This is a genomic window from Streptomyces sp. NPDC104307 (genome assembly GCF_055584045.1).
Genome location: NZ_JBVJMU010000009.1, coordinates 128,463 through 152,400, shown reverse-complemented (window position 1 = coordinate 152,400; position 23,938 = coordinate 128,463). Strand labels below are relative to the sequence as shown.

General features: G+C 70.8%; 19 protein-coding genes. 7 read left to right on the top strand and 12 right to left on the bottom strand.

Features of this window, described 5'->3' with window-relative positions:
• Positions 1–61 precede the first annotated feature (61 nt).
• Positions 62–1,150: a redox-regulated ATPase YchF gene (ychF, locus tag ACZ601_RS23200; RefSeq protein ID WP_440574820.1), complete on the top strand. Its 1,089-nt coding sequence runs from the start codon at positions 62–64 to the stop codon at positions 1,148–1,150.
• 205 nt (positions 1,151–1,355) lie between these two features.
• Positions 1,356–2,774 (top strand): ATP-binding protein, encoded by a 1,419-nt coding sequence (locus tag ACZ601_RS23195; RefSeq protein WP_469540929.1) that lies wholly within the window; start codon positions 1,356–1,358, stop codon positions 2,772–2,774.
• Between the two features lie 172 nt (positions 2,775–2,946).
• Here the strand turns inward: ACZ601_RS23195 and ACZ601_RS23190 are convergent, their stop codons facing one another.
• The 6 genes from ACZ601_RS23190 to ACZ601_RS23165 form a co-directional block, all read right to left on the bottom strand.
• The gene (locus ACZ601_RS23190) at positions 2,947–4,281 is read right to left on the bottom strand and encodes a hypothetical protein (protein ID WP_469540927.1); all 1,335 of its coding nucleotides are present in this window, start codon (positions 4,279–4,281) and stop codon (positions 2,947–2,949) included.
• On the bottom strand, positions 4,278–6,266 hold the full coding sequence (locus tag ACZ601_RS23185; protein WP_469540924.1) for a hypothetical protein: 1,989 nt from the start codon (positions 6,264–6,266) through the stop codon (positions 4,278–4,280). The genes ACZ601_RS23190 and ACZ601_RS23185 overlap by 4 nt, the downstream gene beginning before the upstream one ends.
• On the bottom strand, positions 6,263–7,039 hold the full coding sequence (locus ACZ601_RS23180; protein WP_469540922.1) for a toll/interleukin-1 receptor domain-containing protein: 777 nt from the start codon (positions 7,037–7,039) through the stop codon (positions 6,263–6,265). Before ACZ601_RS23180 ends, ACZ601_RS23185 begins: the two co-directional genes overlap by 4 nt.
• A gap of 301 nt (positions 7,040–7,340) precedes the next feature.
• Positions 7,341–8,588 carry a helix-turn-helix domain-containing protein gene (locus ACZ601_RS23175; RefSeq protein ID WP_469540919.1) on the bottom strand — a complete coding sequence of 416 codons (1,248 nt, stop codon included), beginning with the start codon at positions 8,586–8,588 and terminating at the stop codon, positions 7,341–7,343.
• Between the two features lie 476 nt (positions 8,589–9,064).
• Positions 9,065–9,901 (bottom strand): NAD(P)-binding domain-containing protein, encoded by an 837-nt coding sequence (locus tag ACZ601_RS23170; protein ID WP_469540917.1) that lies wholly within the window; start codon positions 9,899–9,901, stop codon positions 9,065–9,067.
• A gap of 58 nt (positions 9,902–9,959) precedes the next feature.
• Entirely contained in the window at positions 9,960–10,370 is a 411-nt protein-coding gene (locus tag ACZ601_RS23165) for a hypothetical protein (protein WP_469540915.1), read from the bottom strand.
• A gap of 289 nt (positions 10,371–10,659) precedes the next feature.
• Here ACZ601_RS23165 and ACZ601_RS23160 point away from each other — a divergent pair, with 289 nt between their 5' ends.
• Together ACZ601_RS23160 and ACZ601_RS23155 are read left to right on the top strand one after the other, a co-directional pair.
• Positions 10,660–11,301, top strand: a complete 642-nt coding sequence (locus ACZ601_RS23160; RefSeq protein ID WP_469540913.1) for a TetR/AcrR family transcriptional regulator — start codon at positions 10,660–10,662, stop codon at positions 11,299–11,301.
• Positions 11,302–11,437: 136 nt separating this feature from the next.
• Positions 11,438–13,267: an alkyl/aryl-sulfatase gene (locus ACZ601_RS23155; protein WP_469540910.1), complete on the top strand. Its 1,830-nt coding sequence runs from the start codon at positions 11,438–11,440 to the stop codon at positions 13,265–13,267.
• Positions 13,268–13,291: 24 nt separating this feature from the next.
• Here ACZ601_RS23155 and ACZ601_RS23150 read toward each other — a convergent pair whose 3' ends face one another.
• From ACZ601_RS23150 to ACZ601_RS23135, 4 genes are all read right to left on the bottom strand, one after another.
• Complete coding sequence (locus tag ACZ601_RS23150; protein ID WP_469540908.1) at positions 13,292–13,789, bottom strand: hypothetical protein; 498 nt, start codon at positions 13,787–13,789, stop codon at positions 13,292–13,294.
• Between the two features lies 1 nt (position 13,790).
• Positions 13,791–17,255: a CHAT domain-containing protein gene (locus tag ACZ601_RS23145; protein ID WP_469540905.1), complete on the bottom strand. Its 3,465-nt coding sequence runs from the start codon at positions 17,253–17,255 to the stop codon at positions 13,791–13,793.
• On the bottom strand, positions 17,245–18,231 hold the full coding sequence (locus tag ACZ601_RS23140) for a hypothetical protein (RefSeq protein WP_469540902.1): 987 nt from the start codon (positions 18,229–18,231) through the stop codon (positions 17,245–17,247). Before ACZ601_RS23140 ends, ACZ601_RS23145 begins: the two co-directional genes overlap by 11 nt.
• Positions 18,232–18,435: 204 nt before the next feature.
• On the bottom strand, positions 18,436–19,296 hold the full coding sequence (locus ACZ601_RS23135; protein WP_469540899.1) for a helix-turn-helix transcriptional regulator: 861 nt from the start codon (positions 19,294–19,296) through the stop codon (positions 18,436–18,438).
• 126 nt (positions 19,297–19,422) lie between these two features.
• Here ACZ601_RS23135 and ACZ601_RS23130 point away from each other — a divergent pair, with 126 nt between their 5' ends.
• Both ACZ601_RS23130 and ACZ601_RS23125 read left to right on the top strand, forming a co-directional pair.
• The gene (locus ACZ601_RS23130; protein ID WP_469540896.1) at positions 19,423–20,418 is read left to right on the top strand and encodes an aldo/keto reductase; all 996 of its coding nucleotides are present in this window, start codon (positions 19,423–19,425) and stop codon (positions 20,416–20,418) included.
• 258 nt (positions 20,419–20,676) lie between these two features.
• Complete coding sequence (locus tag ACZ601_RS23125) at positions 20,677–21,468, top strand: SDR family oxidoreductase (RefSeq protein WP_469540893.1); 792 nt, start codon at positions 20,677–20,679, stop codon at positions 21,466–21,468.
• A gap of 91 nt (positions 21,469–21,559) precedes the next feature.
• Here ACZ601_RS23125 and ACZ601_RS23120 read toward each other — a convergent pair whose 3' ends face one another.
• Positions 21,560–22,462 carry a LysR family transcriptional regulator gene (locus ACZ601_RS23120; protein ID WP_440574805.1) on the bottom strand — a complete coding sequence of 301 codons (903 nt, stop codon included), beginning with the start codon at positions 22,460–22,462 and terminating at the stop codon, positions 21,560–21,562.
• Between the two features lie 73 nt (positions 22,463–22,535).
• Between ACZ601_RS23120 and ACZ601_RS23115 the strand changes: the two genes are divergently transcribed.
• Positions 22,536–23,081, top strand: a complete 546-nt coding sequence (locus ACZ601_RS23115) for an SRPBCC domain-containing protein (protein ID WP_469540889.1) — start codon at positions 22,536–22,538, stop codon at positions 23,079–23,081.
• On the opposite strand, the gene ACZ601_RS23110 is transcribed toward ACZ601_RS23115, so the two are convergent.
• Positions 23,002–23,892: an LLM class F420-dependent oxidoreductase gene (locus ACZ601_RS23110; RefSeq protein ID WP_469540886.1), complete on the bottom strand. Its 891-nt coding sequence runs from the start codon at positions 23,890–23,892 to the stop codon at positions 23,002–23,004. The two genes, ACZ601_RS23115 and ACZ601_RS23110, sit on opposite strands and share 80 nt — an antisense overlap.
• Positions 23,893–23,938: the final 46 nt, after the last annotated feature.

The window sequence follows — 23,938 nt, the reverse complement described above, 5'->3', positions numbered from 1 at the left end:
TCGGCCCACCGGGGCCGGACCTCACTGCCCAGCCCGCCCACCCCCTAGGGAAGTCGCCACCGTGTCGCTCACGATCGGAATCGTCGGCCTGCCGAATGTCGGCAAGTCGACCCTGTTCAACGCCCTGACCAAGAACGACGTGCTGGCGGCCAACTACCCGTTCGCCACGATCGAGCCGAACGTCGGCGTCGTCGGCGTGCCCGACCCCCGACTGAACAAGCTCGCGGAGATCTTCAGCTCCCAGAAGCTGCTCCCGGCGACGGTCGACTTCGTCGACATCGCGGGCATCGTGCGCGGCGCGAGCGAGGGGGAGGGACTGGGCAACAAGTTCCTCGCGAACATCCGCGAGTCGGACGCGATCTGCCAGGTCATCCGCGCCTTCAAGGACGAGAACGTCGTCCACGTGGACGGCAAGGTCTCGCCCAAGGACGACATCGAGACGATCAACACCGAGCTGATCCTCGCCGACCTCCAGTCCGTCGAGAAGGCCGTCCCGCGCCTCACGAAGGAGGCCCGCCTCCAGAAGGAGAAGGTCGCCGTCCTGGCCGCGGTCGAGGAGGCCCAGAAGATCCTCGAAGCGGGCGACACCCTCTTCCACGCGGGCATCACGGCCTCCACCGAGAAGGGCCGCCTCCTCCACGAGCTGCACCTGCTCACCACCAAGCCCTTCCTCTACGTCTTCAACGTCGACGAGGACGAGCTGGTCGACGAGGACTTCAAGAACGAGCAGCGCGCCCTGGTGGCCCCCGCCGAGGCGATCTTCCTCAACGCCAAGATCGAGTCCGAGCTGATCGAGCTCGACGACGACGAGGCCCTGGAGCTCCTCCAGTCCATGGGTCAGGAAGAGCCCGGCCTCGCCACCCTCGGCCGCGTCGGCTTCGAAACCCTGGGCCTGCAGACCTACCTCACGGCAGGCCCGAAGGAATCCCGCGCCTGGACGATCAAGAAGGGCGCCACGGCCCCCGAGGCGGCCGGTGTGATCCACACCGACTTCCAGAAGGGCTTCATCAAGGCGGAGATCATCTCCTTCGACGACCTGATCGAAACGGGCTCGGTCGCCGAGGCCCGCGCCAAGGGCAAGGCCCGGATGGAGGGCAAGGACTACGTCATGCAGGACGGGGACGTGGTGGAGTTCCGCTTCAACGTGTAGCCCCGGTGGCTGAGCGCCACTTTGCTGCCTGGCAAACATGCAGATCAAAAGGGGTCCGACCCTCCGGGGCGGGCCCCTTCCGTATCGCTCCAGGCTGATCCGTAGGGGCGGAGGTCGTGACCAAGAGCGACAACAAGCGAGGGTCATGCGCTAACCTTAATGTTGCTAACATGATTGTTAGTGTCATGCGTGGAGGTCGGCAGACGTGGTGGATTTCGTAGGCCGTCGGCAGGAGCTGGCGACGCTGGAGCGAGAGCTTCAGAAGGTGGCGGCAGGGGCTGGCGGGGAGCGGCCCGGTCGGTGCGTGATGATGCGTGGGCGGCGCCGGGTGGGCAAGTCGCGACTGGTCGAACGGTTCGCGGAGCGCTCCGGAGCCCCGTTCTTGTTCTACGCGGCGACCGGTGCGTCCCCGAGGGATGATCTGGCACGGCTGGCCCGGGACGCACAGGCGTCGACGCTGCCGTTGGCGGGTTTGGTGGCCTCCGCGAGGCCGGAGAATTGGGATGCTGCGTTCGATGTGCTGGCTGCGGCGCTGCCCGCCGACCGGGCGAGCGTGCTGGTCATCGACGAAGTGCCGTACCTCATGGATACTGACGGCGCTTTTGAGGGGATGCTGCAACGGGCCTGGGATCGGGTGCTGGAGACCAAGCCGGTACTGCTGGTCCTCATCGGCTCCGATCTGTCGATGATGGAGGCACTGAACAGCTACGGACGCCCCTTCCACCAGCGCGGCCGAGAGATGGTGCTGGGCCCGCTCAACCCCGCCGAGGTGGGGCAGATGCTCGGGCTGGATCCGGCAGAGGCCTTCGACGCCGCGCTGGTCACCGGCGGGCTGCCGCTGATCTGCGCGGAGTGGCCGTGCGGCGCAGGACTGTGGGACTTCCTCGGTGAGGCGCTGAGCGACCCGGTCTCGGGCCTGCTGGTGTCCGCCGAGCGCTCGCTGGCTGCTGAATTTCCCCCGCAGGCCCAGGCGCGTACGGTGCTGGCGGCCATCGGAAGTGGCGAGCGGACCTTTACCAATATCGCCCGCGCAGCCGGCGGAATCGGGGCCACGCCGCTCCAGCGAGCACTGGAAGTGCTCACGGACAAGCGGATCGTCGCGGCGGAGCTGCCCGTATCGCTGCGTCCGTCGAAGGACCGCCGCTACCGGGTAGCAGATCCGTACCTGCGGTTCTGGCTGCATCTGCTGGGCCCGTCCATGGAGGAGATCGAGCGGGGACGGGGCGATCTGACCTTGGCGCGCATCCGGGAGAACTGGACCAGCTGGCGCGGCCGTGCCGTCGAGCCTCTTGCCCGGGAAGCCCTGGCGCGGATACTGCCCGACGACCGGCTGCCCGCCGCCCCCGCAGTGGGCGGCTACTGGACACGGACCAACGACGTTGAAATCGACATCGTCGGGGCGGATCGTGCCCCCATTGCCAAGGAGCTGTTCTTCGTCGGTTCCATCAAGTGGCTGGAGCAGTCGCCCTTCGACCGGCATGATTTGGCCGCTCTGTATCGGCACCGGGCTGCCCTCACCGACGAACCTGTTCCAGTCGTCGCGGTTTCGCGTAGTGGAGTCGGCTGTCCGGGGCTCGACGCCACCTACGGCCCCGGCGATTTGCTGACCGCCTGGCCGCTGTGAGCCGAGGATGTCCGGTGAGGTACTGGAGTCGGTGACGCTTCGGTATCTTGCCGGCGGTGTTGCGCTGCGTTGGCGGTCCTGAGCCTCCTCGTGCCCGGCCCCAGGACAGGAAAGGCTCCCCCGCCGCGGTGTGCGGTGAAGGGGAGCCTCGGAGGACCGGCTCTCTGCCGGATCAGCTCCTGTCCTCGGTGTCCTCGTCCTGTGCGCGAGGTGAGGCGGGCCGGCGCGGGCTGTGCGAGCTGTCCCAGAAGTACGGAGGCGCTACGTCGTCCTCGCCCGTCTCCTGCCGGTCTTGGTTGCGTCCACCTGTGCCGCTCGCTGCGGAATCCGGCGTGAACGAATCCGGGTCGGTATCCGTGGCCGGGTCGGTGAACGGTGCATCATCGGGGGCTCGGAAGCGCGGAGACCAGGGCCCGGTGGAGTCCCCCTCGCTCGGATGCTCAGTCTCCGGCCCGTCGTCGGGCACTGGGAGAAGGGTCCGCCGGATCTCCTCGGCGGCCTCCTCCAGCCCGGCTGCCTCCAGACTTCGCACCACACGGTGCACGAACACCGTGTACTCGTCCATGTCCGGCTTCAGGCCCACCGCCGCCAGTAGCAGGAGCAGCCGATCCGAAACCCCCAGTTCCTCCTCGCGGTCGAACGTCCCTCCTCCCTGGGCGTATCCATCCCACAGCGGGCCTCCGACGGCTGCCTCGGTCCGCGCTTGCACGGGCGGGACGAGCAGGTGCCGGAAGATCTCGGGCACCTCCTCGTTCTTGGCCGCCGCGGAGATCTGGGCGAGCGGACCGATCATGTTGACTGCCTTCTCGATGTCGTCCTCATGACGGGCCAGCCACCACACCACAGCGCTGCCTGTGCTCTTGAGTACGTCGTCACCGAGGTAGCCCCTCTTGTTGCGCTCGTGCTGACGCTCGTACTCCCAGAGCTCTTCGTCCTTGCGGAGGTCGCTCATCTTCCGCAGGCGCTCGCGGTCCGCCGGCGCGAGGGCCAGTGTCACATCGGCTGCCAGTGCTTTCACCCGTCCGCTCAGGTCTGGGAGCGGGGCGCCCAACTCCCCCTCCAGGAGATACCGGGCAAAGCTGGCCCGGCCCGGTTCTTCGTGGCGAACGACCTGCAGGGCCCGACTGACGACCGAGGAAACGGCGAGGGCCGGGGAAGCACCGTCGGACCAGTCGGCGTGGTGGGAGACGGGCCTCCACCACACAGTGGCGGAGAAGAGGAAGTCGTAACCGTCCGTCGCGCTCGGCAGCGCCGCGTCGATCACCCGAGTCTCCTGGTACGGCTGCTCCGCCGGCGCCGTCGGCGGCTCGGTTTCCTCGGGCTCGTACGGAGCGGCCGACGCGCGGTCACCGCTGGGGACCGTCAACATGAACAGCAGGGAGCCCGAGGTCGTGACCATGGACATGAAGCCCCACAGCCACGCCGACCAGTGCAGGAGGCTTCCGAGCGCAGCCGGTGCCAGGCCGCAGAGAGCGACGAACAGCAGGCTGGGAAAGCGGTGTTTCATCGTGCCTCTTCCGTGGTCCGTGGTCCGGCGCCCGCACGCTTCGTACTCTCCGTGCGGACGTACTGCGCGTTGTCGATGTGCTGCCAGAAGAGCGCGGCGACGGCGGCCCGGGACGGGTGGTGCCTGGGCCCCGCCCAGTCGCATGCGATGGCGTAGAGGCGGTGCAGGGCGGCCGCGCGGCCGTGTGCCGCCCCGACCATCACGCCCAGCGCTATCTCCCGCGTACTGTCGCCCGCCGCGGCGTTCAGCCAACTGCTCACCAGCGGCTCCCAGAGCTTCGTCGGCGGCTGGGAGAAAACCGTCTCCCAGCCCAGGAAGAGGTCCGGCCACGGCGGCGGTTCCGGTGCCCGGTCGCTCCTCAACAGCTCAGCGAGAAGTAGGAGATGGAGCTCTGTACCGCGCGGCTCCCGACGCGTCCTGTCCCGCAGGCGGTCGATGAGTAGCCGGTAGGGCCGACGGTCGCGGCCGGCGAGGTCGAGAAGCGCTTCCCGAGCCCCGCGTGCCGCCTCCCCTTTCCGCACGGCGAGGTAGTGGAGCCGCACCATCGCCTGATCCGGGTGCGTCGCGCCGAGGCTCCGGAGGCAGGCAGCGGTCAGGACGCGAACGAGACCGTCCGACAAGGGACCTGACCTCGCGCACTCGTACATCCGTCTGCGGAACCACCCCCCGAACCTCTCGTGGGTGAGGCCGAGTTCGAGGGCCGCCACGGCTCGTGGGTCGCAGGGCGCCCCGGCCGCGTGGTTCGCCCAGTGGGCCACAAGGTCGAAGAGGTGGTCCGGCTGCCCGACGGCCAGGGACCGCTCGCCGAAGCGGACGACGACGTTCACCCGGTCGTCGGTGGTCAGGCCGCGGAGCCCGGTGGCATGGCCGATCCAATTCCTCAGGTCATCGCGCGTCCCGGGGAAGTTCGCCCAGAAGTACGTCCGTACCGCGTCGGCGTAGGCCAGCCGTCCGAAGTGGAGCCGCCCTGCGGGGTCCCGCTCGATCCCGAGGGTCGCCAACCGCTCCCCGAAGTCCGTCCTTGCGAGCTCGGTTGTCGTATCCTCCTCGTGCTTCACCGTCCTCATCAAGCCATGCCAAGCCTCGTAGACGGTGTCGGCATGGGCATCCTCGAACACTGCCGCCGCAAGCAGCAGGGACCGCTCGGGCGCGGTGCGGACCGTGGCCACCTGCCGGCCCACCTCACCGGCACGGTCGGTCACCGCGTGCATCGCCTGATCGAGCCATCCTGCGAAGTCGACGCCGAACCGACCGCTGTCGCGAGCAGACCTCACCAGCCCCGCGAGCCGGGCCAGTTCCCACATGGGAGAGCGTTCGCACAGGTGCTGGAGGTCGCAGCTCCCCAGGTCCATGGAGTGGAAGGCCATCCGGTCCATGCGGAGGTACCGGGTGATGACGGTGATCCCCCGAGGGCGCCCCAGCGTCACCGTGTGGGGTTCGAGCTCCATCGCGTGGACGTGCTCCATGCCCGACGGCAGGACGACCACCATGTGGGCCCCCGCCTCCTGAACCTGCGACCGGCGCAGGACCAGGAGGCGCTGGGCCTCGGCATACGCCCCCTCGTCGGCGATCCCGGAGAGGTCGAGGAGGAAGCGGTCCCCCTCGCCGGGGGCGAGAGTGGCCTCGTCCTTGTCCGTGGCGGGAAGTTCCTCGAACCGGCCCTCTTCCGGATCCTCTTCAGCGCCTGTGTCCTCACCGAGCTCGTGCAGCAGCATGATCGCTGCGGCACGCCGGCCGCTGCCGGGTGCGGCCTCCAGCAGCACCACAGATCCGGGCTTCTCCAGGCAGCCGGCGGCGAGGCGATAGCCCACCGGCCGAACGAACCGGTCAGCCAGGCGCAGCCTGTCCTCCCGGACGATCCGGAGGGACTTGACGCCTCTGCGGATCATCCAGTCCGCGCCGCCGTAAAAGATGTTCTGGGGCCCTACGCCATTGTTCACCGGTCCGTGCGGATCGTTGACGGTGACGTGGTCCTGCTCGGTCATCGTCCGTCGTCCGCGTGCCGACGCCGACGCTCGAAGCGCTGGTGGACCGTACCGCTGTTGTCGCCCGCCGTGAACTGCATTCCGGTGTTGTCGCCCTCGAAGTGAGGTGCGTTGTACTGATGGCCCCGACCGGTATTCACGGGGCCCTGTGGCTCGTTGACGAAGGTGCCTGACAGATCTCCGTTGAGGTTTCCGATGCCGCCGCGCACGCGTTGCTCGGTGTCGCGCGTCCGCATCCTGGTCTGTCCGCTGTCACGGGCCGACTTCGCCTCCGACCGCACCGCGCGGGCATCCCGGTCCACCGCACCCAATTCGGGCAGGAGCCGGGCGAGGGTGTCGCCCAGAGCCGACAGGTCCGATTCGGCGTTGCGGTGGTCGAACCGTCTGTACTGGCAGTCCGCCAGCTCCAGTAGATCGTCCGGAAGGACGGCGCGGTCGATCCTTGTGGCCTTTCCGACGAGCACGGGGATCACTAGGGCGCCGAGGCCGAGCGCGGTCCGGATCTCGCGACGGGTCCAGTCCTGCTCGGCTTCGAGCGCAGGGCGGCCGTCGGCCCCCCGCACCTCCGCCCAGCGCGGGCCGATCACGACGAGGAGAGCCTCGCACTCCTCCACAGCCCTGACCAGTTCCACAGGGAAGCGGCGTCCGGGTTCGATCGAGTTGCTGGCGAAGAAGATCCGGTCGGCGCCGAACCGGCGGATGAGTTCCCGAGCGATCATGGTCGCTGCGGACTCCTCGTCGCCTGTGCGGTAGTTGACGAAGACGTCGGGCATGAAAGTTCCCTTCGTGAAGGAGGACGTGGTGAACGGACGGGTGGCTGTGGCCCAGGGCTCCGGTCCGCCCCGGGTCATGAGGTTCCGACTGCGTGGACGGCATGGCGCATCCACCGGAGGATGTGTGGATGAAGGGGCGCCGCCTGGTGCGTCACTGGTCGCGGGCAGCCCGAAGAAGACGGGGGTGCGATGCGACGTGTCGAGCGGCGATCAGAGGATTCCGCCGGAGCTGGTGAGATCCGGCGGAGCTGGTGGACCGGCGAGCCGGGCTGCGTGAGTCTCTGCCGGTTGTGGAGGGGCGTCAGTCGTGCGCAGGCGCGAGCACGCGTGCCAGCGCGGGCTGCAGATCACGTACGACGCGGCTGCTCCGGAACCGGGAGAGTTCCCGTGCGAGACGCCGGACGTCGCTGTTCACCGTCGCCGAGGGCACTGCCGGCATCACTTCCAGGAGGTCCCCGGCGATCGCGCACGCGTGCTCGACCTCCCCGGAGGCGGCATGGGCCAAGGACCGGCGGAAGCCGTACCGGGCGCGGGTCCGCAGCGCGTGCGGCGGGAGGCGGCGGCACTCCCGGTCGAGTACCTCGGCGGCAGCCTTCGGACGGCCGAGGTCATGCAGGCACCAGCCGGTCGACATCGCCGCCGGGTCGCCCACATGGGAGGTGCCGATCACGGGCTCGGTGCCGTTGCGGGCGTCGTCGCCGGAAAGCAGTTCCCGCGCCCTGTCGAGGCTCCGGAGGCAGTCGGCTTCGTTGCCGACGAGCGCGTGCCCCTGGGCCTCCCGCTGGGCTGCGAGTCCCCGGATGCGCGGCGGGAGTTCGCTGCTCTGGGCGCGGCGGGCCAGAGCGATGGTGCCGACGGCGTCCCCGCCGTACATGGTGACCAGGGCGCGCCGCACCAGTGCGTAGGAACCGAGGTACGGGTCACCCCCGGCGCGCGCCAGTTCCGCTGCCTCGCCCGTCCAGCCGAGTGCCGCGTCGCTGTCTCCGGCCTCCTGGGCCATCCAGCCGACGAACTCCGCGAACCGCGAAGCGAGCAGGAGTGCGGGGGCCCGAGAAGCGGACCGGGTATTGGCTGCCAGCCCGGCGATCATGCGGGTCTGCGTCTCCAGGAGGGGCAGCAGGGCCCTGGGAGCGGTGGACTGGCCGAGCTTCCGCAGCTGGTCGAACTGCACACGAAAGGAGGGGAGGAGGGGACCTTCGGTGGAGGACAGCGTGCGATTGCCGAGTTTGAGGCCGAGGTCGATCAGTGGGCCCGTGCCCGCTGCGAGGACCGCCCGGCGCCCGACGAGCCAGCGGCTCGGACCCGCGAGGGCGTCGGCGGTGCCTGAGTCCGTCTCGGGTCGGGTGACCAGGCGCTGCAGATCGCCGTCCGCGCCGAGGAAGGCGTCACACCGCTGGGCCAGTTCGGGGGACGCGGTACGCTCCCCACGCTCGACCTTGCTTATGTGCCCCTTGTCGTAGTTGAGCGCCACGGAGAACTCAGTCAGAGTCAGCCCCGCCTCTACTCGTAAACGGCGAAGTTCCGGGCCAAAAAGTAAAGTTGTGCTCATTGTCAACCTCCCCTTGAACAGTGACCGCGAGAGCCGTTCGCCCTCACGGGAGCCGTCATCCGACGATCACCGGTCGATACGAGACCCGACGTCGAACACCTTCTGTGACCGCGTTGCTTCGGTCCGCATCCGAAAGTGAGTCTGGCACGCCGCGCGCCTGGAGAATCGGGGTTCGGGGGTGTTGCCTGTTGCCTCTTTCGTTCTCCGTTGTCGCCCGTCCGCCTCTTGGGGCGACCAGGACCTACCGAGATCGGTAAACAGCGATTGAGGAAGGGAGGAATACCGGCGGGGTCGAGGCGATCACGAAGTCTCAGCGCTCGACGGTCCAGGTGGGGGCGACGATGATTGCGTTGGCCGGGCTCGAAGCTGCCGGGGCTGCCTGAGCGGAGCTGCTGCGGCAGGTCACCGCTGGGGAGATCGACATCGCGCTCGACGGGGTGCCCCGGGTGTGGCTCAGCGGGGAGTGGGCGGCCGGGTCACGGCGTGGTCCGGGGGTGAGCGTGCTCCGGCGGGTGCCGCAGGTCGCTGAGGAGGTCGTCCAGCGCGCTGCTGAGGGTGGTGGTATTGGTCCCGTCGAACCAAGTGGTCCGGATGCGTTCGTTGTTGCCCCTGGGGGTCTCGTGGTCGGCCGAGAGCTGTTGCAGCGAGCGGGTCTCGGCACCCAAGGCGCGGCCCACGGCTTGGAAGAGGTCTCGCACGTAGTGCTCCGCGTCGTGAGCGGGGATCCCGTGACCGGTGGCCCATGACGTGAGCGTGGCGAGATAGGCGTAGTGGGTGGCGAGGGTTCCCGTCAGTGCGGAGAAGACGTTGAAGGCCGCCTCGTCCGCGACCGGCAGTGCTCCGCCGAGCTGCTCGAAGAAGGTGTCGACGGCCGGGTGCGAGGGGTACGTCACAGTGACGGAACTGCGTTCGCGTACGGAAGGCAGTGGGATGGCGCGCACCAGCGTGGCCTCGGTGGCAGGGGCGGCGCGGGTGGCAGGGGTGGTGTCGGTGGTGAGCATGCTGCGCAGGTCGTCGTTCGTGACCCCGGCCATCACGTTGACCACCACTTTGGACCCGTCCACCCGCAGGCCGTCCAACGCCTCGTGCCGGTCCTGACGGCGTACGGCGACGATCACCAGCTCGGACCGGTCCGCGACCTGTTGGTTGTCGGTGCAGACGTGGACGCTTTCGTACCGCTCGGAGAGTTCGGCGGAGTTGCGGGCGCCCCGCGTTGAGAGGAACACCTCGGGCGTCGGGCCGGCCGGGTCGCGCAGTCCCTCCACGAGGGCCCGGCCGATCTCTCCCACTCCGATGATGCCGATGCGTTTCACGGGTCGTCCTTCCTGGCGTGTCTCAGCGGGGTCTGTGTTGAACGCGGTGTGCCGCGCCTCATGCCGGTCGCTGTTTCCTCCACAGCAGGGCGACTGCCAGGGCGCCCGCCAGGCTGGGTGCCATTCCGGCCCAGCCCAGGGCCGGTGGCAGGCCGGTCGCGCCGGAGGTGTCGGTGGTGAGCAGGCCGGTCAGCCCGGCGCCTGCTCCTAGGGCGAACAGCGCCGTCGCGGCGGGACGGGCCCACCGCCTGCCCGCTCCGACGGACCAGGCTGCGCCGATCCAGGCCAGGACGCCCAGCGCTCCGATGACGGACAGCAGGACTAGGTAGGTGCTGACGGCCGAGTCCACTCGGGCCTGGGAGTACGTGGGGTAGCCGTCCCGGATGTGGTCGGCCAGCAGGTGGGTGGTGGCGCGGTCCGCGTACGGGGCGGCGGTCGCGATGACGGTGAGGACGAGCCCCGTGTACATCGCGCCGATCGCCCCTCTCCGGTGGCCGGCGGAGGACGCGGCCGCGTCCTCCGCCGATATAGGCGACCGGTCCGGCTGAGGTGGACGTGCCCCGGCGGCGGTCTCGCTCATGTCTGGTCCCCGTTCTCCGTGTTCCGCGGCGTGTTCTTCATCGAGTCATTCGCCAAGGCATTCGCCAAGTCAGTGGAAAACCTACGTTGTAGGTTCCAGTGGCACGTTAAGTTCTACGATGTAGATTTAGCAAGAGGGCAAGAGGGCAAGAGGGCAAGAGGATGAGGGAGGGGTGGGTGTGGCCAGACGTGCGCGTGGTACCTCGGCGGGACTCGACAGGGAACGGATCGCGGCCGCGGCCGTGGCGCTCGTGGATCGCGACGGCCTTGAGCGTTTCGGGGTGCGGCGGCTGGCCGAGGAGCTCGGGGTCGATCCGATGTCGATCTACCACCACGTCAAGGGCAAGGCCGCGCTCCTCGATGTGATCTCCGAGGCCGTACTCGCCGAGGTGAGGGCCGCTCCTGACGGCGCGTCGCACGGCTGGGCGGAGGTCGTCCGGCGGACCGCCCACTCCTACCGGGACGTGGCGTACCGGCATCCGCAGGTGTTGCCGCTGCTCGTCACCCGTGCTCAGACCTCGACGGTGGCCATCTCCGCCCTGGAGCGCGTCGTCTCCGCGATGCGGGCGGCCGGTCTGCCCGACCGGGTGGCCGCGGACGCCCCGATGGTGCTGTTCGGTTTCCTCAACGGCCACTTGCTGGCGCGTACCGGGGGTGGCCCCGAAGGGCCTGCTCCCGTGCCCGAGTTCGACTCCGGTACGTACCCCGGCATGGCCGCCCTGGCGCCCCGGTGGGCCGACTTCGGCTCTGTCGCGGAGTTCGACCGGATGCTCGACATCGTGCTCGACGGGATCAGGAGTCGGGCGGCTCACCCGGACTGATGGGCAGGCTCGTGCCGGCGGGTGCCGGCCGGTTCCCCCGGTAGGTGTGCGGAATCCCGGGATTCCCGGAGGGAGGCGCTTCGGGTGCGTGATGCATGTATGTGTAAATGGGTGGTTTTTAGGCTATTCGTTGTCTATGAGTGATCTCGATTACGCCGACAGGTCCGACTTCGAGGACGCCGACCGGGGCTTCGTCGCCGCCCTCTCACCCGCGGTCGTCCGGACGGACGACGGCCGGGTGATCTGGGACGGGGAGGCGTACGCGTTCCTCGACGGTGACTGCCCCGCCAGTGCTCACCCGAGCCTCTGGCGGCAGAGCCAGCTGTGCAACAAGCAGGGCCTGTTCGAGGTGACCGAGGGGATCTACCAGGTCCGCAACCTGGACCTGTCGAACATGACGCTGGTCGAGGGCGACACCGGAGTCGTCGTCATCGACCCGCTGATCTCCGCCGAGACCGCGGCCGCCGCGCTCGCGCTGTACCGCGAGCACCGAGGTGACCGCCCGGTCACCGGGCTGATCTACACCCACTCCCACGGCGACCACTTCGGCGGGTCCCGCGGGGTGCTGCCGCACGGCCACGCTCCCGTGCCGGTGATCGCCCCGGCCGGGTTCCTGGAACACGCGGTCGCGGAGAACGTGTACGCCGGCGGCGCGATGACCCGGCGCGCGGTCTACATGTACGGCGCCGAGCTGGACAAGGGCCCGGCCGGCCACATCAGTGCCGGGCTGGGCATGACGACGTCCAAGGGGACGATCACCCTCGTGCCGCCGACCGTGGACATCACCCGCACCGGTCAGGAGGAGACCGTCGACGGCGTGCGGATCGTGTTCCAGATGACGCCGGACACCGAGGCGCCCTCGGAGATGAACTTCTACTTCCCCGACCGGCGCGCCCTGTGCATGGCGGAGAACGCGACCCACAACATGCACAACATCCTGACCCTGCGCGGCGCGGTGGTCCGTGACACCCGCATCTGGGCCCACTACCTGGGCGAGACGATCACACTGTTCGGTGACCGGGCCGAGGTCGCGTTCGCCTCCCACCACTGGCCCACCTGGGGCCGGGACCGCATCATCGAGCACTTGGCCGGCCAGCGGGACATGTGGGCGTACCTGCACGACCAGACCCTGCGCATGACCAACCAGGGGCTGACCGGCACGGAGATCGCCGAGCGGATGGAACTTCCCCCGGTGATCGCGAAGCGGTGGGCGAACCGCGGCTACTACGGTTCGGTCAGCCATAACGTCAAGGCCATCTACCAGCGCTACATGGGCTGGTTCGACGGCAACCCCGCCCACCTGTGGGAGCACCCGCCCGTCGAGCAGGCCAAGCGGTTCGCCGCCGACTACGGCGGCGTGCCCGCGCTGATCGCCAAGGGCGACGAGTACGCCGCCTCCGGGGACCTTCGGTTCGCCGCGACGCTGCTGGGGCACGCGGTCTTCGCGGCCCCGCAGGACGCGATCGCCAAGCAGGCGCTGGCCGCGGTGTACGAGAAGCTCGGCTTCGGCGCGGAGAACGGCCCCTGGCGCAACTTCTACCTGATGGGCGCCCAGGAACTGCGCGGCGCGATCGCGCACACCGCGCTGGAGACCACCAACCCCGAGATGGCGATGGCCCTCACCGTCGACATGCTCATCGACTCACTGGCCATCCGCGTCGACGGTCCGCGGGCGTGGGACGAGAAGCTCACCATGACCTGGAACGTCACCGACGAGGGCCGCACCTGGCACCTTCTGCTCTCCAACGGTGCCCTCACCCACCGCAGCACCGAGACCGCCCCGGAGGCGGACGGGACGGACCCGGCCGCCGACCTGGTCCTGACCCTCACCAAGCCCCAGCTGCTCGCAGTCCTGGCCGGTGAGGGCCTGGACGACGTGCAGGTCCAGGGCGATCCGCAGGTGCTCGCGACCCTCGTGGGCCTGCTCGACACCCCGGAGCCCGACTTCGCCATCGTCACGCCCTGACCACCGGCGCCCGGCCCCGGAGGTCTACGGCTCGCGGTTCATCAGGCTGAGGACGGCGCGGACGAGGGCGGTGAGGGCGCCGTCGGTGAGGGGCTTCTTCTCGATGCGGAACTCCACCGTGTTGCGGCCGTTGTCGCGCTTGAAGCGGAAGTTGACGTGCAGGCGCAGGAACGCGATGACACCGGTGAGGACCGTCAGGTCGGCGACTACGTCCTCGCCGCCCATCTGGTCGTCCTCCGGCGGGTCGGCCAGGATCCCCTCGACCAGCGTCCGCGCGCCCTCCTCGCCCGCGAGCGCGGCGAGCACGCGGCGGGCGGCTGCCGCGGGATCGTCCGCCCGGGACGGCGGAGCCCCGGCACCGGCCTGCGCGAAGAGCTCCTGGAGGATCCACATCGCCTCCTGCGCACTCGTCACACCGGTCGGGAAGGTGCGGCCCAGCTCGTACGCCGCCTCCTCCAGCGCGAGCAGCGCGCTCCGGTCGGGCAGGGCGGCGGCCCTCTCGGCGTGGACGTCTACGGCCATGTCAGCTCCAGTCCCCGAGCGGGACGAACGCCGCCCAGTGGTAGGGGTGGGACAGGTAGGCGTGGTCGGCGTCCGCGAGCATGCGCCGCTGGGCGTCCCACAGGGCGCGCCACATCGGGCGTCCGCGCATCACCGCACCGGTCACCTCGTCGAGCAGCGCGGCGGAGCTGGTGCCGTCGACCTGCCAGATGGGGGCCAGGACCGTACGGGTGCCGCCGCGCAGCAGGGCGCGGGGGAGGCCCGTGAAGTCCTCGCCGGGGTGGTCCGGCTCGTGCCAGCCGACCGAGCAGGCGCGCAGCACCACGTGGGACGGGGTGCGCGAGTCGGCCAGGTCGCGGGCCCGCAGGAAGGTCCGCCTGGCCCGCTGCGAGGCGGGATCGGCGTGCCGGCTGGGGCGCTCCGTGCCGTCGGAGAGCAGCAGGGCGGAGTTCTCCGGGTCGCTGTGGTCCTGGTGGCCGTGGCAGGCGATGTAGGCGAGGTCGGCCTGCTCGATGCCGGCGAGGACCTCCTGCGGGGTGGCCTCCGGTCCGGTGAGCGAGGACAGCCGCCAGCCGTGCCCGGCCGGGAGCGATTCGGCCTCGAACCCGCTGCCGCCGCCCCGCAGGTCCTCCTCCGCGGCGACCCGCACGCACAGCGCGGTCCCCGAGCCGGGCCGTTGCGCGGCGCGCAGAGCGGCCAGGCCCGAGATGCTCGGGGTGTAGACCAGGGCCGCCTGCTCCAGGCAGTACCGCCCGTCCGACAGCCGCAGCGCCCCGAGCGGCAGCACGGACAGCGGCCCGTGCGGCGCCACACACAGCAGCCCGCGGTCAGCCAGCAGCTCCTGGAACGGCAGCAGCAGCTCCGCCAGCCCCTCCAGCGGCAGCGGTACCGGCCGCCGCGGCTTGATCGGCGGGACGGCGGGGAAGACGGAGCGGTCGCCGTCGACCGTGAGACGGATCTTCTCCGCGGCGCTGTGCAGCTGGGCGCGCCCCGCAGGGATGCGGTGCCACCGCAGTGCCCTCTCGCCGGACGTCAGCACGAAGCAGAAGGACTCGGACTCGCCGGTGAAGTACGAGGCCAGCACCATGCCCTCCGGCGGAGCCGCCTCGTCCAGCAGCCTCAACGCCTGCCCGAAACCGGCCGGTTGCGCCCGGCGCAGCCGTACGTACTCCGGCGCGAACGGCTCCAGCGCCTCGTACAGCGGCGCGAGCGCCCGCGCGCACTCGCGCCAGGTCCAGGCCCGGTCCGGGCGCTCCCCGCCCGCCAGCTGCCTTTGCGCTTGCAGTAGTTGCTGCTCCGCGTCCCACAGCCGCTGCGGCACCCCCGACGGCTTGGCCAGGGGCATCCGCACCAGGTCATCGGCCATGCCACGGGCCTTCGCCTCCTCGTGCAGGTCGAAGGCGAGGAGCGCGGGCGGCCGGCTGTCGGGCAGCGGCAGGTCGTCGCCGTACTCGAACAGCAGGGACAGCAGCGCCTCGTAGAGCGGGAGCACCAGACCGGCGGCCTGGTCCGCGTCCTGCAGCAGCGGATGCGCCTCCCGCGCGCGCAGCCGCAGACCGCGGTGGTGCCACAGCACCTCGAAGGCCCGCCGGTGCCCACCAGGCACCCGCGTCAGCAGCCGGGCCAGGCCCAGCGGCAGCGCCGGGTCCGGGATCCGGTCCCGCGCATCGTGGAAGGCGAGGACCTCCTCCAGCAGCTCCACCGCGACCTGCGGACCGCGTACCTCCGCGACCGCCTCGCACACCGGCACCGCCAGGTCCTGCAATGTACGGGGAACGTTCCGCTCCTGTGCCCGGCGCAGCCCCGCCGCGAGCCGGTCCGCCATCCGGGCCCGTCGCGCCGGATCGCGCTCGACGCCGCACAGCCGTTGCAGGGCCAGCAGGCGCGTGTCCGGCAGGTCGTGCGCCCCCTCGGGGAAGAGACGCAGCATGCGCTCGCGCAGCTTGGAGAGGGCGAAAGCGATCGGATCGGAAGGGCCGCCGAGGGGCAGCAGCTGCGAGAACAGCATGCGTTCGCGAATCCGCTCCGGAAGGCGCTCCGGCTGCTGGGCGTCCCGGGTGGCGTCTGTGGCGTCTGTGTCCACGGATTCCACGGATTCCACGGTGTCGCTGGAGTCCACGGTGTCTCCGGTGTCTCCGGTGCCTCCGGAGACGTACAGGGCGTAGCGGTAACACTCGGCCGCGCCGGCTTCGTGGCCCTCTGACAGGTCCAGGTCGCCCATCGTGACGAGCAGCTCGCCGAAGCACGGGTAGGTCGAGCCCGCCGAGTCGAAGAGGCCCTGCACCAGCTGTGTCTCCAGCGAGAGCAGGTCGCGGGGGAGGCGCGGATCGGTGCCGGAGAACAGCAGTCCGGCCAGTGTGCAGCGCAGGGACACCAGGTTCAGATATCCCGCGCCCTGCTGTTCGGCCCGCTCCAGCTCGTTGCTGAGGAGCTCGAACGCCTCCCACTGGCGGTGCGTGCGCCGCAGGCAGGAGACCAGGCCGTACAGGGTCGAGGCGCGCGGTGCCGCCCGCGTCGACATCTCTGGCAGCTCCAGCAGGGCGCGGTAGGCATCGGCGGCCGCTCCCAGTGCGCCGAGCGCCTCCGCCACCTGGGCCCGGCAGCTGAGGAGATCCCAGCGCGAGGGCATGAAGGCCCCGTCCGAGTCGTTCTCCGGACGCGCCGCCAGCGCCTCCGCGCGCTCCAGCGGGGGCACGGCCTCCCGGTAGCGGTGCAGCGAGATGAGGGTGTTCGCGAGCTGGAAGCGCACCGCCGCCTCCTCCACGGCGGAGACCGTCCCCTCCCCGTCGACGGCACCGGCCGCCTGCGTCAGCACCTCGGCCCGGTGCGGCAGATCGCCCATCGTGAGGTACACGGACGCCAGTTGCAGGTAGGTGTTCACCAGCGAATGCGCGTCGCCCACCGCATGCTGCAGCGAGAGCGCGCGGGCCGCGTGGTAGAGCGCCCTGCGGTGCCGCCCCTTGTGCAGCAGGTGGTTCGCCCAGTCGGCACGGGCCGTCACCTGGCTCGGACCGTCCTCGGTGAGCAGACCCAGCGCGGCGATCGCGTGGGCGTTGCGGGTCCGGTCCGAGCCCCACTCCGCCAGCAGCCGCACCGCCGCCCGCACCGGCTCGACCGGAAACATGGCGCGGTGCCCCGCCAGCACCCGGTAGGCGCCCAGCACTCCCTCGGCCGCGCAGGCGCGGCGCAGCAGCCGGGGGAATCCCTCGCCGCTGCCCCCGGAGTCGCCCCGCTTCTTCCTGGCGGCGGGCTTCCGCGCCCCCATGGCCTCGCAGCGCTCGGCGAGGAACAGCGCCAGCTCGGCCATCGGCCCCTGGGAGCCGACCGTCTCCGCGTGCTGCCGCAGGAACGCCGCCGCCTCGTCGTGCCCGCCGGGCGGCATCGCGGCGAACTGGTCGAGTACCTCGTCGTACGTGGGCGCCGACAGGGCCCGCAGCGCGATCTGCAGCGGCCGTGTCTTCAGGCCGTCGTCATTCTCATCCGCCATGGTGCCCCCCGTCCCGTCCCTGGCCGCCGTGCCGGGCCAAGGCCTCCCGATACGGTTCAGGATGCTCGGAGGCGCGGGCGCGCAACCGCAGCTGCTCCAACGGCTCACGCAGGCTCTGCTGCCCGCGTTCCACCTCCGTGTCCAGCAGCAGGGCCTCGAATCTGGCCTCCTGCTCGTGCATGTTCCGCTCCAGGAGCGTCGGTTGATGCAGGCGTGCCAGCACCGTCGACTGGGGCGCGGTCCGCCGCAGCCGTGCCAGCACCTCGTCCCGCTCCCGCGCGGGACCGGCCGCGATGCGGATACGAGCCAGTTGCTCCAACGTCGTGCCCACCACCGGCAGCGCGTCCTGCTCCAGCAGCGCCGCCGCTCGGTCGAAGGAGCGGAGCGCATCCTGCGCCTGCCCTTGGGAGATCAGCGCCGCGGTGTGCAGCAACAGCCGGTCGGTGCCCAGCCGTTCCTCACCGAGCCGGCCGCGAATCTCCTCGTCCGCCGCCGTGCGCAGCCCGAGGAAGCGCAGTTCTTCGGTGCGTTGCCGGTGCAGTTCGCGCAACGCGACCAGCCGGTTGTTGGCTTCCGTGGAGCGTCGCGAATCCGCCGGGTAGGGCGAGGCGTTGGGGCCGACCGCGCTGAACCCGGGCACCACGTGGGCCAGCAGCCACATCGCCATCTCCGGCCGCTCGGCGGCCGCGTACGCGCAGGCCGCGTCCACCCATGCGCCACGCCGCCGGGGATCCGCGCCGAGTGCCGAGAGCAGGGACGAGGTCGCCGCGAAGACGTGCCCGGCACGGAGCATCGCGGTCCCCAGCAGGTGCTGGTGCACCGGACCGCGCCTCGCGGCCTTGAAGAACGGCTCCAGTGCGCGTATCCGCTCCCGCAACGAAGCCTGGGGCTCCGGCAGCCGCCGGACCCACTTCCGAGGCAGTTCCTCCGCGTCGAAGGGAGCTTCCCAGCCCAGCACCGTCGCCGCATCGCGCACGTCCGCCACCCCCGTCAGTACCGGCCGCCATCCTCCCGTGCCCGGTGAGGGCGGGCAAGTAGCCATGAAATGGCGGTGTGTTGACGGTCACGCACTCGATCGCACAGCTGTGCGCAGCTCCGGATGCGGGTACGGGCACGGGCCTCCGCGTGGACGGGTACGGGTACGGGCCTCCGCGTGGACGGGTACGGGTACGGGCGCGGGTCACCGTGTGGACGGGTCGGTGTGCTCCGTGGGGAAGGACTGGGTACCCAGCACCCGCAGCAGGTCCAGCCGCTCGCGGCTCTCGGGGTCCGCCGGGGTGAGGACCAGCAGCTGCTGGCGCTGATCGGGCGTGAGCAGGGTCTCGCAGTCCATGAGCATCGGTCCCACCCGCGGGTGCAGGAACGTCTTGCGGTCGGCGCGCCGGACCGACACCTCGTGCTCGGCCCACAGCCGGCCGAAGTCGTCACTCGCGGCCCGCAGCCGCTCGATCAGACCGGTGACCGTCGGGTCGCCGGAACGGCGGCCGGCCACCGCGCGCAGGTCCGCCACGAGCTGGCGGGCGCGGTGCTCCTGCTCCTCGGCCGGGGCGCCGGCCCGCGCGGCCGGATCGGTGAACCAGCGGTAGACGGCGTAGCGGCGGTCGCCGGAGAAATCGACGTGGTCGCCCGTGAGCAGGGCGGCGGTCCGGTTCTGCGCGAGGATCTCGCCCAGGTCGGACAGGACCGCGGCGGGGGTGTCGCCGAGCAGATCGATCATGCGCATCAGGCCGGCGCGGGCCAGCCGGGCGACTCCGTCGGCGGGCGGCGGCTGGTGACCGGCCAGGTGGAACAGGTGGTCACGCTCGTCCTCCGACAGCCGCAGCGCTCTGGCCAGGGCGCCCAGGAGCTGGACCGAGGGCTGACTGCTGCGGCCCTGTTCCAGGCGTACGACGTAATCCGTGGACATGCCCGCGAGCATCGCCACCTCCTCCCGGCGCAGACCGCTGGTGCGGCGGCGGGGGCCGGCGGTGACGCCCGCTTCCTCCGGGCGGATCGACTCGCGGCGGCGGCGGAGGAAGTCGGCGAGCTGTTCACGTTGCATACCTCCATGGTCGCGCCCGGACGGCGGGGCATCCAGGGAGCGGCGCTCCCTGGATGAACGCTCCTCTCCCGCACCTGCCCGATCCCGCCCACAGTGGAAGGAGTACCGACGACGAAGGAGACCGCGATGCAGACGCGAACCCTGGGCCACAACGGCCCGACCGTTTCCGCCCTCGGCCTGGGAGCCATGGGCATGTCCGATGCGTACGGCGCGACCGACCGCGCGGAGAGCATCGCCACGGTGCACGCCGCACTGGACGCCGGTGTGACGCTGATCGACACGGGCGACTTCTACGGCATGGGCCACAACGAACTGCTGCTCGCCGAGGCCCTGCGCGGCCGGGACCGGGACAGCTACCGGCTGAGCGTCAAGTTCGGCATGCTGCGCGGACCGGGCCCGGTGTTCGGCGGGACGGACGGCCGCCCCGAGGCGGTCAAGAACTTCCTGGCCTACTCGCTCACCCGGCTGGGCGTCGACCACATCGACATCTACCGGCCGGCCCGGCTGGACCCGGACGTGCCGATCGAGGAGACGGTGGGCGCGATCAAGGAGCTGATCGACGCCGGATACGTACGCCACCTGGGCCTCTCGGAGGTCGGTGCGGCGACGATCCGCCGGGCGCACGCCGTGCAGCCGGTCGCTGACCTGCAGATCGAGTACTCGCTGATCTCCCGCGCGGTGGAGGCCGAGATCCTGCCCACGCTTCGGGAACTGGGCATCGGGATGACCGCGTACGGCGTGCTGAGCCGGGGCCTGATCTCCGGACACTGGTCCGCCGGCCGCGCCGCCGGACCCGGCGACGCGCGCGGCCACAGTCCGCGGTTCTCCGCGGACAACGTGGAGCACAACCTCGCCCTCGTGGAGGCGCTGCGCCGGGTGGCCAGGGCGAAGGGGTGCACCGTCGCCCAGCTGGCCATCGCGTGGGTGGCCGCACAGGGCGAGGACATCGTGCCCCTGGTGGGCGCGCGCACCCGTGAGCGGCTGGCCGAGGCGCTGCCCGCCCTGGAGGTGCGCCTCACCGAGGACGACCTCGCCGAGATCGAGAAGGCGGTGCCGCTCGGCTCGGCACGCGGAGACCGGTATCCGTCCGCCTTCATGTCCGGCCTCGGCGCGGGCAACTGAACGGGCGGCGAGCCGGGGCGCGCGGGGTGGCGGGCGCGGCATAGGAAATCCCTATACCGCCCGCTGTCTTTTCGTCTTTGTTCCGCATTCCATTCCGGTCGTACGGTGAACCAGCGCGACGAGGTGTACACCCCTTTTCGTTGAACTGACTCACACACGATCGAGAGGGCCGGTGGCATGACCACAGTCGAGAACGGAACCGGGAACGAATTCGAGAATGGGCCGGGGAATGGACCGGGGAATGAGTCGGGGAATAGGTTGGAGAATGGATCGGAAAGTGAATTCGGGACGCGGGAACTGGCGGGGAAGCGTGCGCTGGTCACGGGAGGCTCTCGCGGCATCGGAGCGGCCGTCGTACGCCGGCTCCTGGACGCGGGCGCGGAGGTCCTGACGACCGCCAGGTCCGTGACGGGAACGGTGCCGGACGGGGCCGCCTTCGTGGCGGCAGATGTGCGGACCCGGGCGGGGGCGGAGGCGCTCGCCGCGACCGCGCGGGAGATGCTCGGCGGGGTGGACATCCTGGTTCACAACGCGGGCGGGGCGCGACCCCACGAAGGGGCCCTGGCCATCTCCGACGAGGAGTGGCAGGACGCGCTGGACCTGAACTACCTGGCGTCGGTGCGGCTGGACGCGCTGCTGGTGCCGGGGATGCGGGAGCGGCGGTCGGGGCGGATCGTGCACGTATCCTCGGCGGCGGTCCTCGCCCCGGTGGGTCCGTTCCTGCACTACACGGCGGCGAAGGCGGCGCTGGAGAACTACAGCAAGGGCCTGGCCGTGGAGCTGGCACCGTTCGGGATCCGGGTCAACGCCGTATCTCCCGGCAGGACCACCACGCCCGGCGGCGAGGCGACCCGCGAGCAGTGGGCGGAGGTGTCCGCGCGCATGGGCGGGGCACCCGGCCCGACCAACGCCGCCGACACCACACCGCTGGGGCGCGACGGTCTGCCCGAGGACATCGCGGATGCGGTGCTGTTCCTGCTGTCCGACCGGGCGAAGTGGCTGACGGCGAGCAATCTCATCGTGGACGGCGGCGAATTCCCCAGAGGCTGAGACCGGAAAATAATTCCGGTTCCGGAATTCTGGCCCCGGAATTACGGTTTCGGAATTCCGGTTCTGATCGACGAGGATTACTCGGCGGGGATCAGGCGGATCTGGAGAAGGGGGCGGAAACAGGATCGGACCAGGTCTCCTGCCGCAGAAGGTCGAGCAGGGCCGTCTCGGCAGGCCCCGCGCCCTGCCTGACGACTGCGATGACGGGCTGGGACACGGCCGGGAACACCGGGCGGACGAGGTGCTCGTGACCTTGGGGCACCGCGGAGGCCGGGACGAGCGTCGGACCCAGCCCCTGCGCGGCCCAGCGCACGGCCGTCGCCGTCTGCGACACACGGGCGGCCGTGACCGGGGTCGGGCCGGTCTCCCGCAGCACGTTCTGCAGCACGGCGTCGAGGGCGCTGTCGCGGTCGAACCTCACCCACGGCTCGCCCTCCAGTTCGCGCAGGTCGACCCGGTCCGCGGCGAGCTGAGGGTGCCCGGCGCCCAGCACTACGACGAACTCCTCGTCCCCGAGGCGGTGGGCGTCGGCCGGGCTCCGCTCGCACGCCGCCATCAGGGCGAGGTCCAGCACACCCCGACGGCACAACTGCTCCAGCTCCGCGGAGCTCGGCTCCTCGAAGACGGTGATCTCCAGACGGGGGAAGCGCCGGCGCAGCGTGCCCAGGGCGCCGGGCAGCTGCCGTGTGCCGAAGCCCAGTTGTGCCGCGACCGTCAGTTCGCCGGCCAGCTCCTCGGCCCCGGCCCGCGCCGTCGCCCTCGCCCGCCGCGACGCGCTCACGGCGACCTCGGCCTCCCGCAGGAACGCGCGGCCGACCACGGTGGGGACCAGCCCGGTCGGCGTACGGGCGAACAGCTGCACGCCGAGGTCCCGCTCCAGGCTACGGATCTGCTGGGACACCGACGGCTGGGCGACGTGCAGCAGCTCAGCCGCCGCCGTCACCGAGCCCTCCTCCGCGACGGCCAGGGCGTACTCGAACTGGCGAAGGCTCATCGGCTGCCGTTCCTCCCCGCGGTGGGACCGGGAAGCCCGCACTGCCGTCGTGTCGTCGTCGCTGTCATCGTAAGTGAGCGCCTTACGGGGCCGGAGTCCCTGCCTCCCGAGGCGGGTCTGGCACGCGATCACCGACCGCGAGGAGCTCAGGGCCTGGTTTCCGTGCGAGGTCGTCACGGACGCCTGTAAGCCCGGCGCCAGGGTCAGCTTCCCGTTCCCCGGGACCGACATGACCCTCAGATCTGCCTCGGCCACCTCGCCGGTGAATCCATCGCCACCGACGCCTGGAAGGGCCACTTCGACCGCTACACCGCCGCGCTCGAACCGGCCCTCGGTCCCCAGCAAGGCCCTCCGGCCGGGAGCTGAGAGCACGGCAACGTGTTCCATCACCCGCTGTCCGTCCAGTTGTCCAGCTGTCCGCCCGACTGTCCGACTGTCCGGCTGTCCGGCTGTCCGGCTGTCCGGCTGTCCGGCTGTCCGGCTGTCCGGCTGTCCGGCCGCACGGACGCCGACGACCGGACAGCTTCCCCCTGACCCGGCTACAGCTCGTCGCCGAAGGCCTCGGCCAGCTCACGCCACTGGGCCCTCGGCAGTCCCGCGCCGCCCTCGTCGGCGGTGACCACCTGGAGGGCGACGTGGTCGGCGCCCGCGTCGAAGTACTGCTGCGCCCGCGCCTTCACCTGCTCCGCGTCCCCCAGAGCGAAGAGGGCGCCGAGGAGGCGGGCGCTGCCGCCGTCCGCGAAGTCGCTCTCCGCGAACCCCAGGCGCAGCAGGTTGTCGGTGTAGTTGGGCAGCTGGAGGTACATCGCCAGCATGGTCCGGGCGGTGGTGCGGGCCCGGTCGGCGTTGGTGTCGAGCACGACGGACAGCTCCGGGGCGAGCAACGCGTCCGGGCCGAGCGCCTCGCGCGCCTCCGCCGTGTGCTCGGCGGTGACGAGGTAGGGGTGCGCGCCCAGCGCCCTGTCGGCCGCGAGCTTCAGCATCTTCGGGCCGAGCGCCGCCAGGACCCGGTGTCCGGGGTCCACGGGCGGGGCGGCGGCGTCCAGCGCGTCGAGGTAGGCGACCATCGCGCTGTACGGCTTCGCGTACTGCGGCACCATCGGGCCGTGGCTGACGCCCAGGCCGAGGACGAACCGCCCGCGCGCCTTCTCCTCGACCGCCGCGATCCGGGCCGCCACGTCCTGCGCCGGGTGGTCCCAGATGCTCAGGATGCCGGTGGCGACGGTGGCCTTGCTGGTGGCGTCGACGACCGAGGCCGCGTCCTCCGGTGACGGGCTGCCGCCGATCCAGAGCGTCCCGTACCCCAGCTCATCGAGCTCCGCGACGGCCTCCGCGATCGCTCGCCTCCCCGCGTCGTCCACCCGCGACCCGTGCAGGGCGCCGCTCCAGATGCCGATCCGTCCGAATGCCTCACGTGTCTCAGAAGTCATGCTGTGGCCAACAGGTACCGGCGCCCCCTATTCCCGGCCGGGCCGG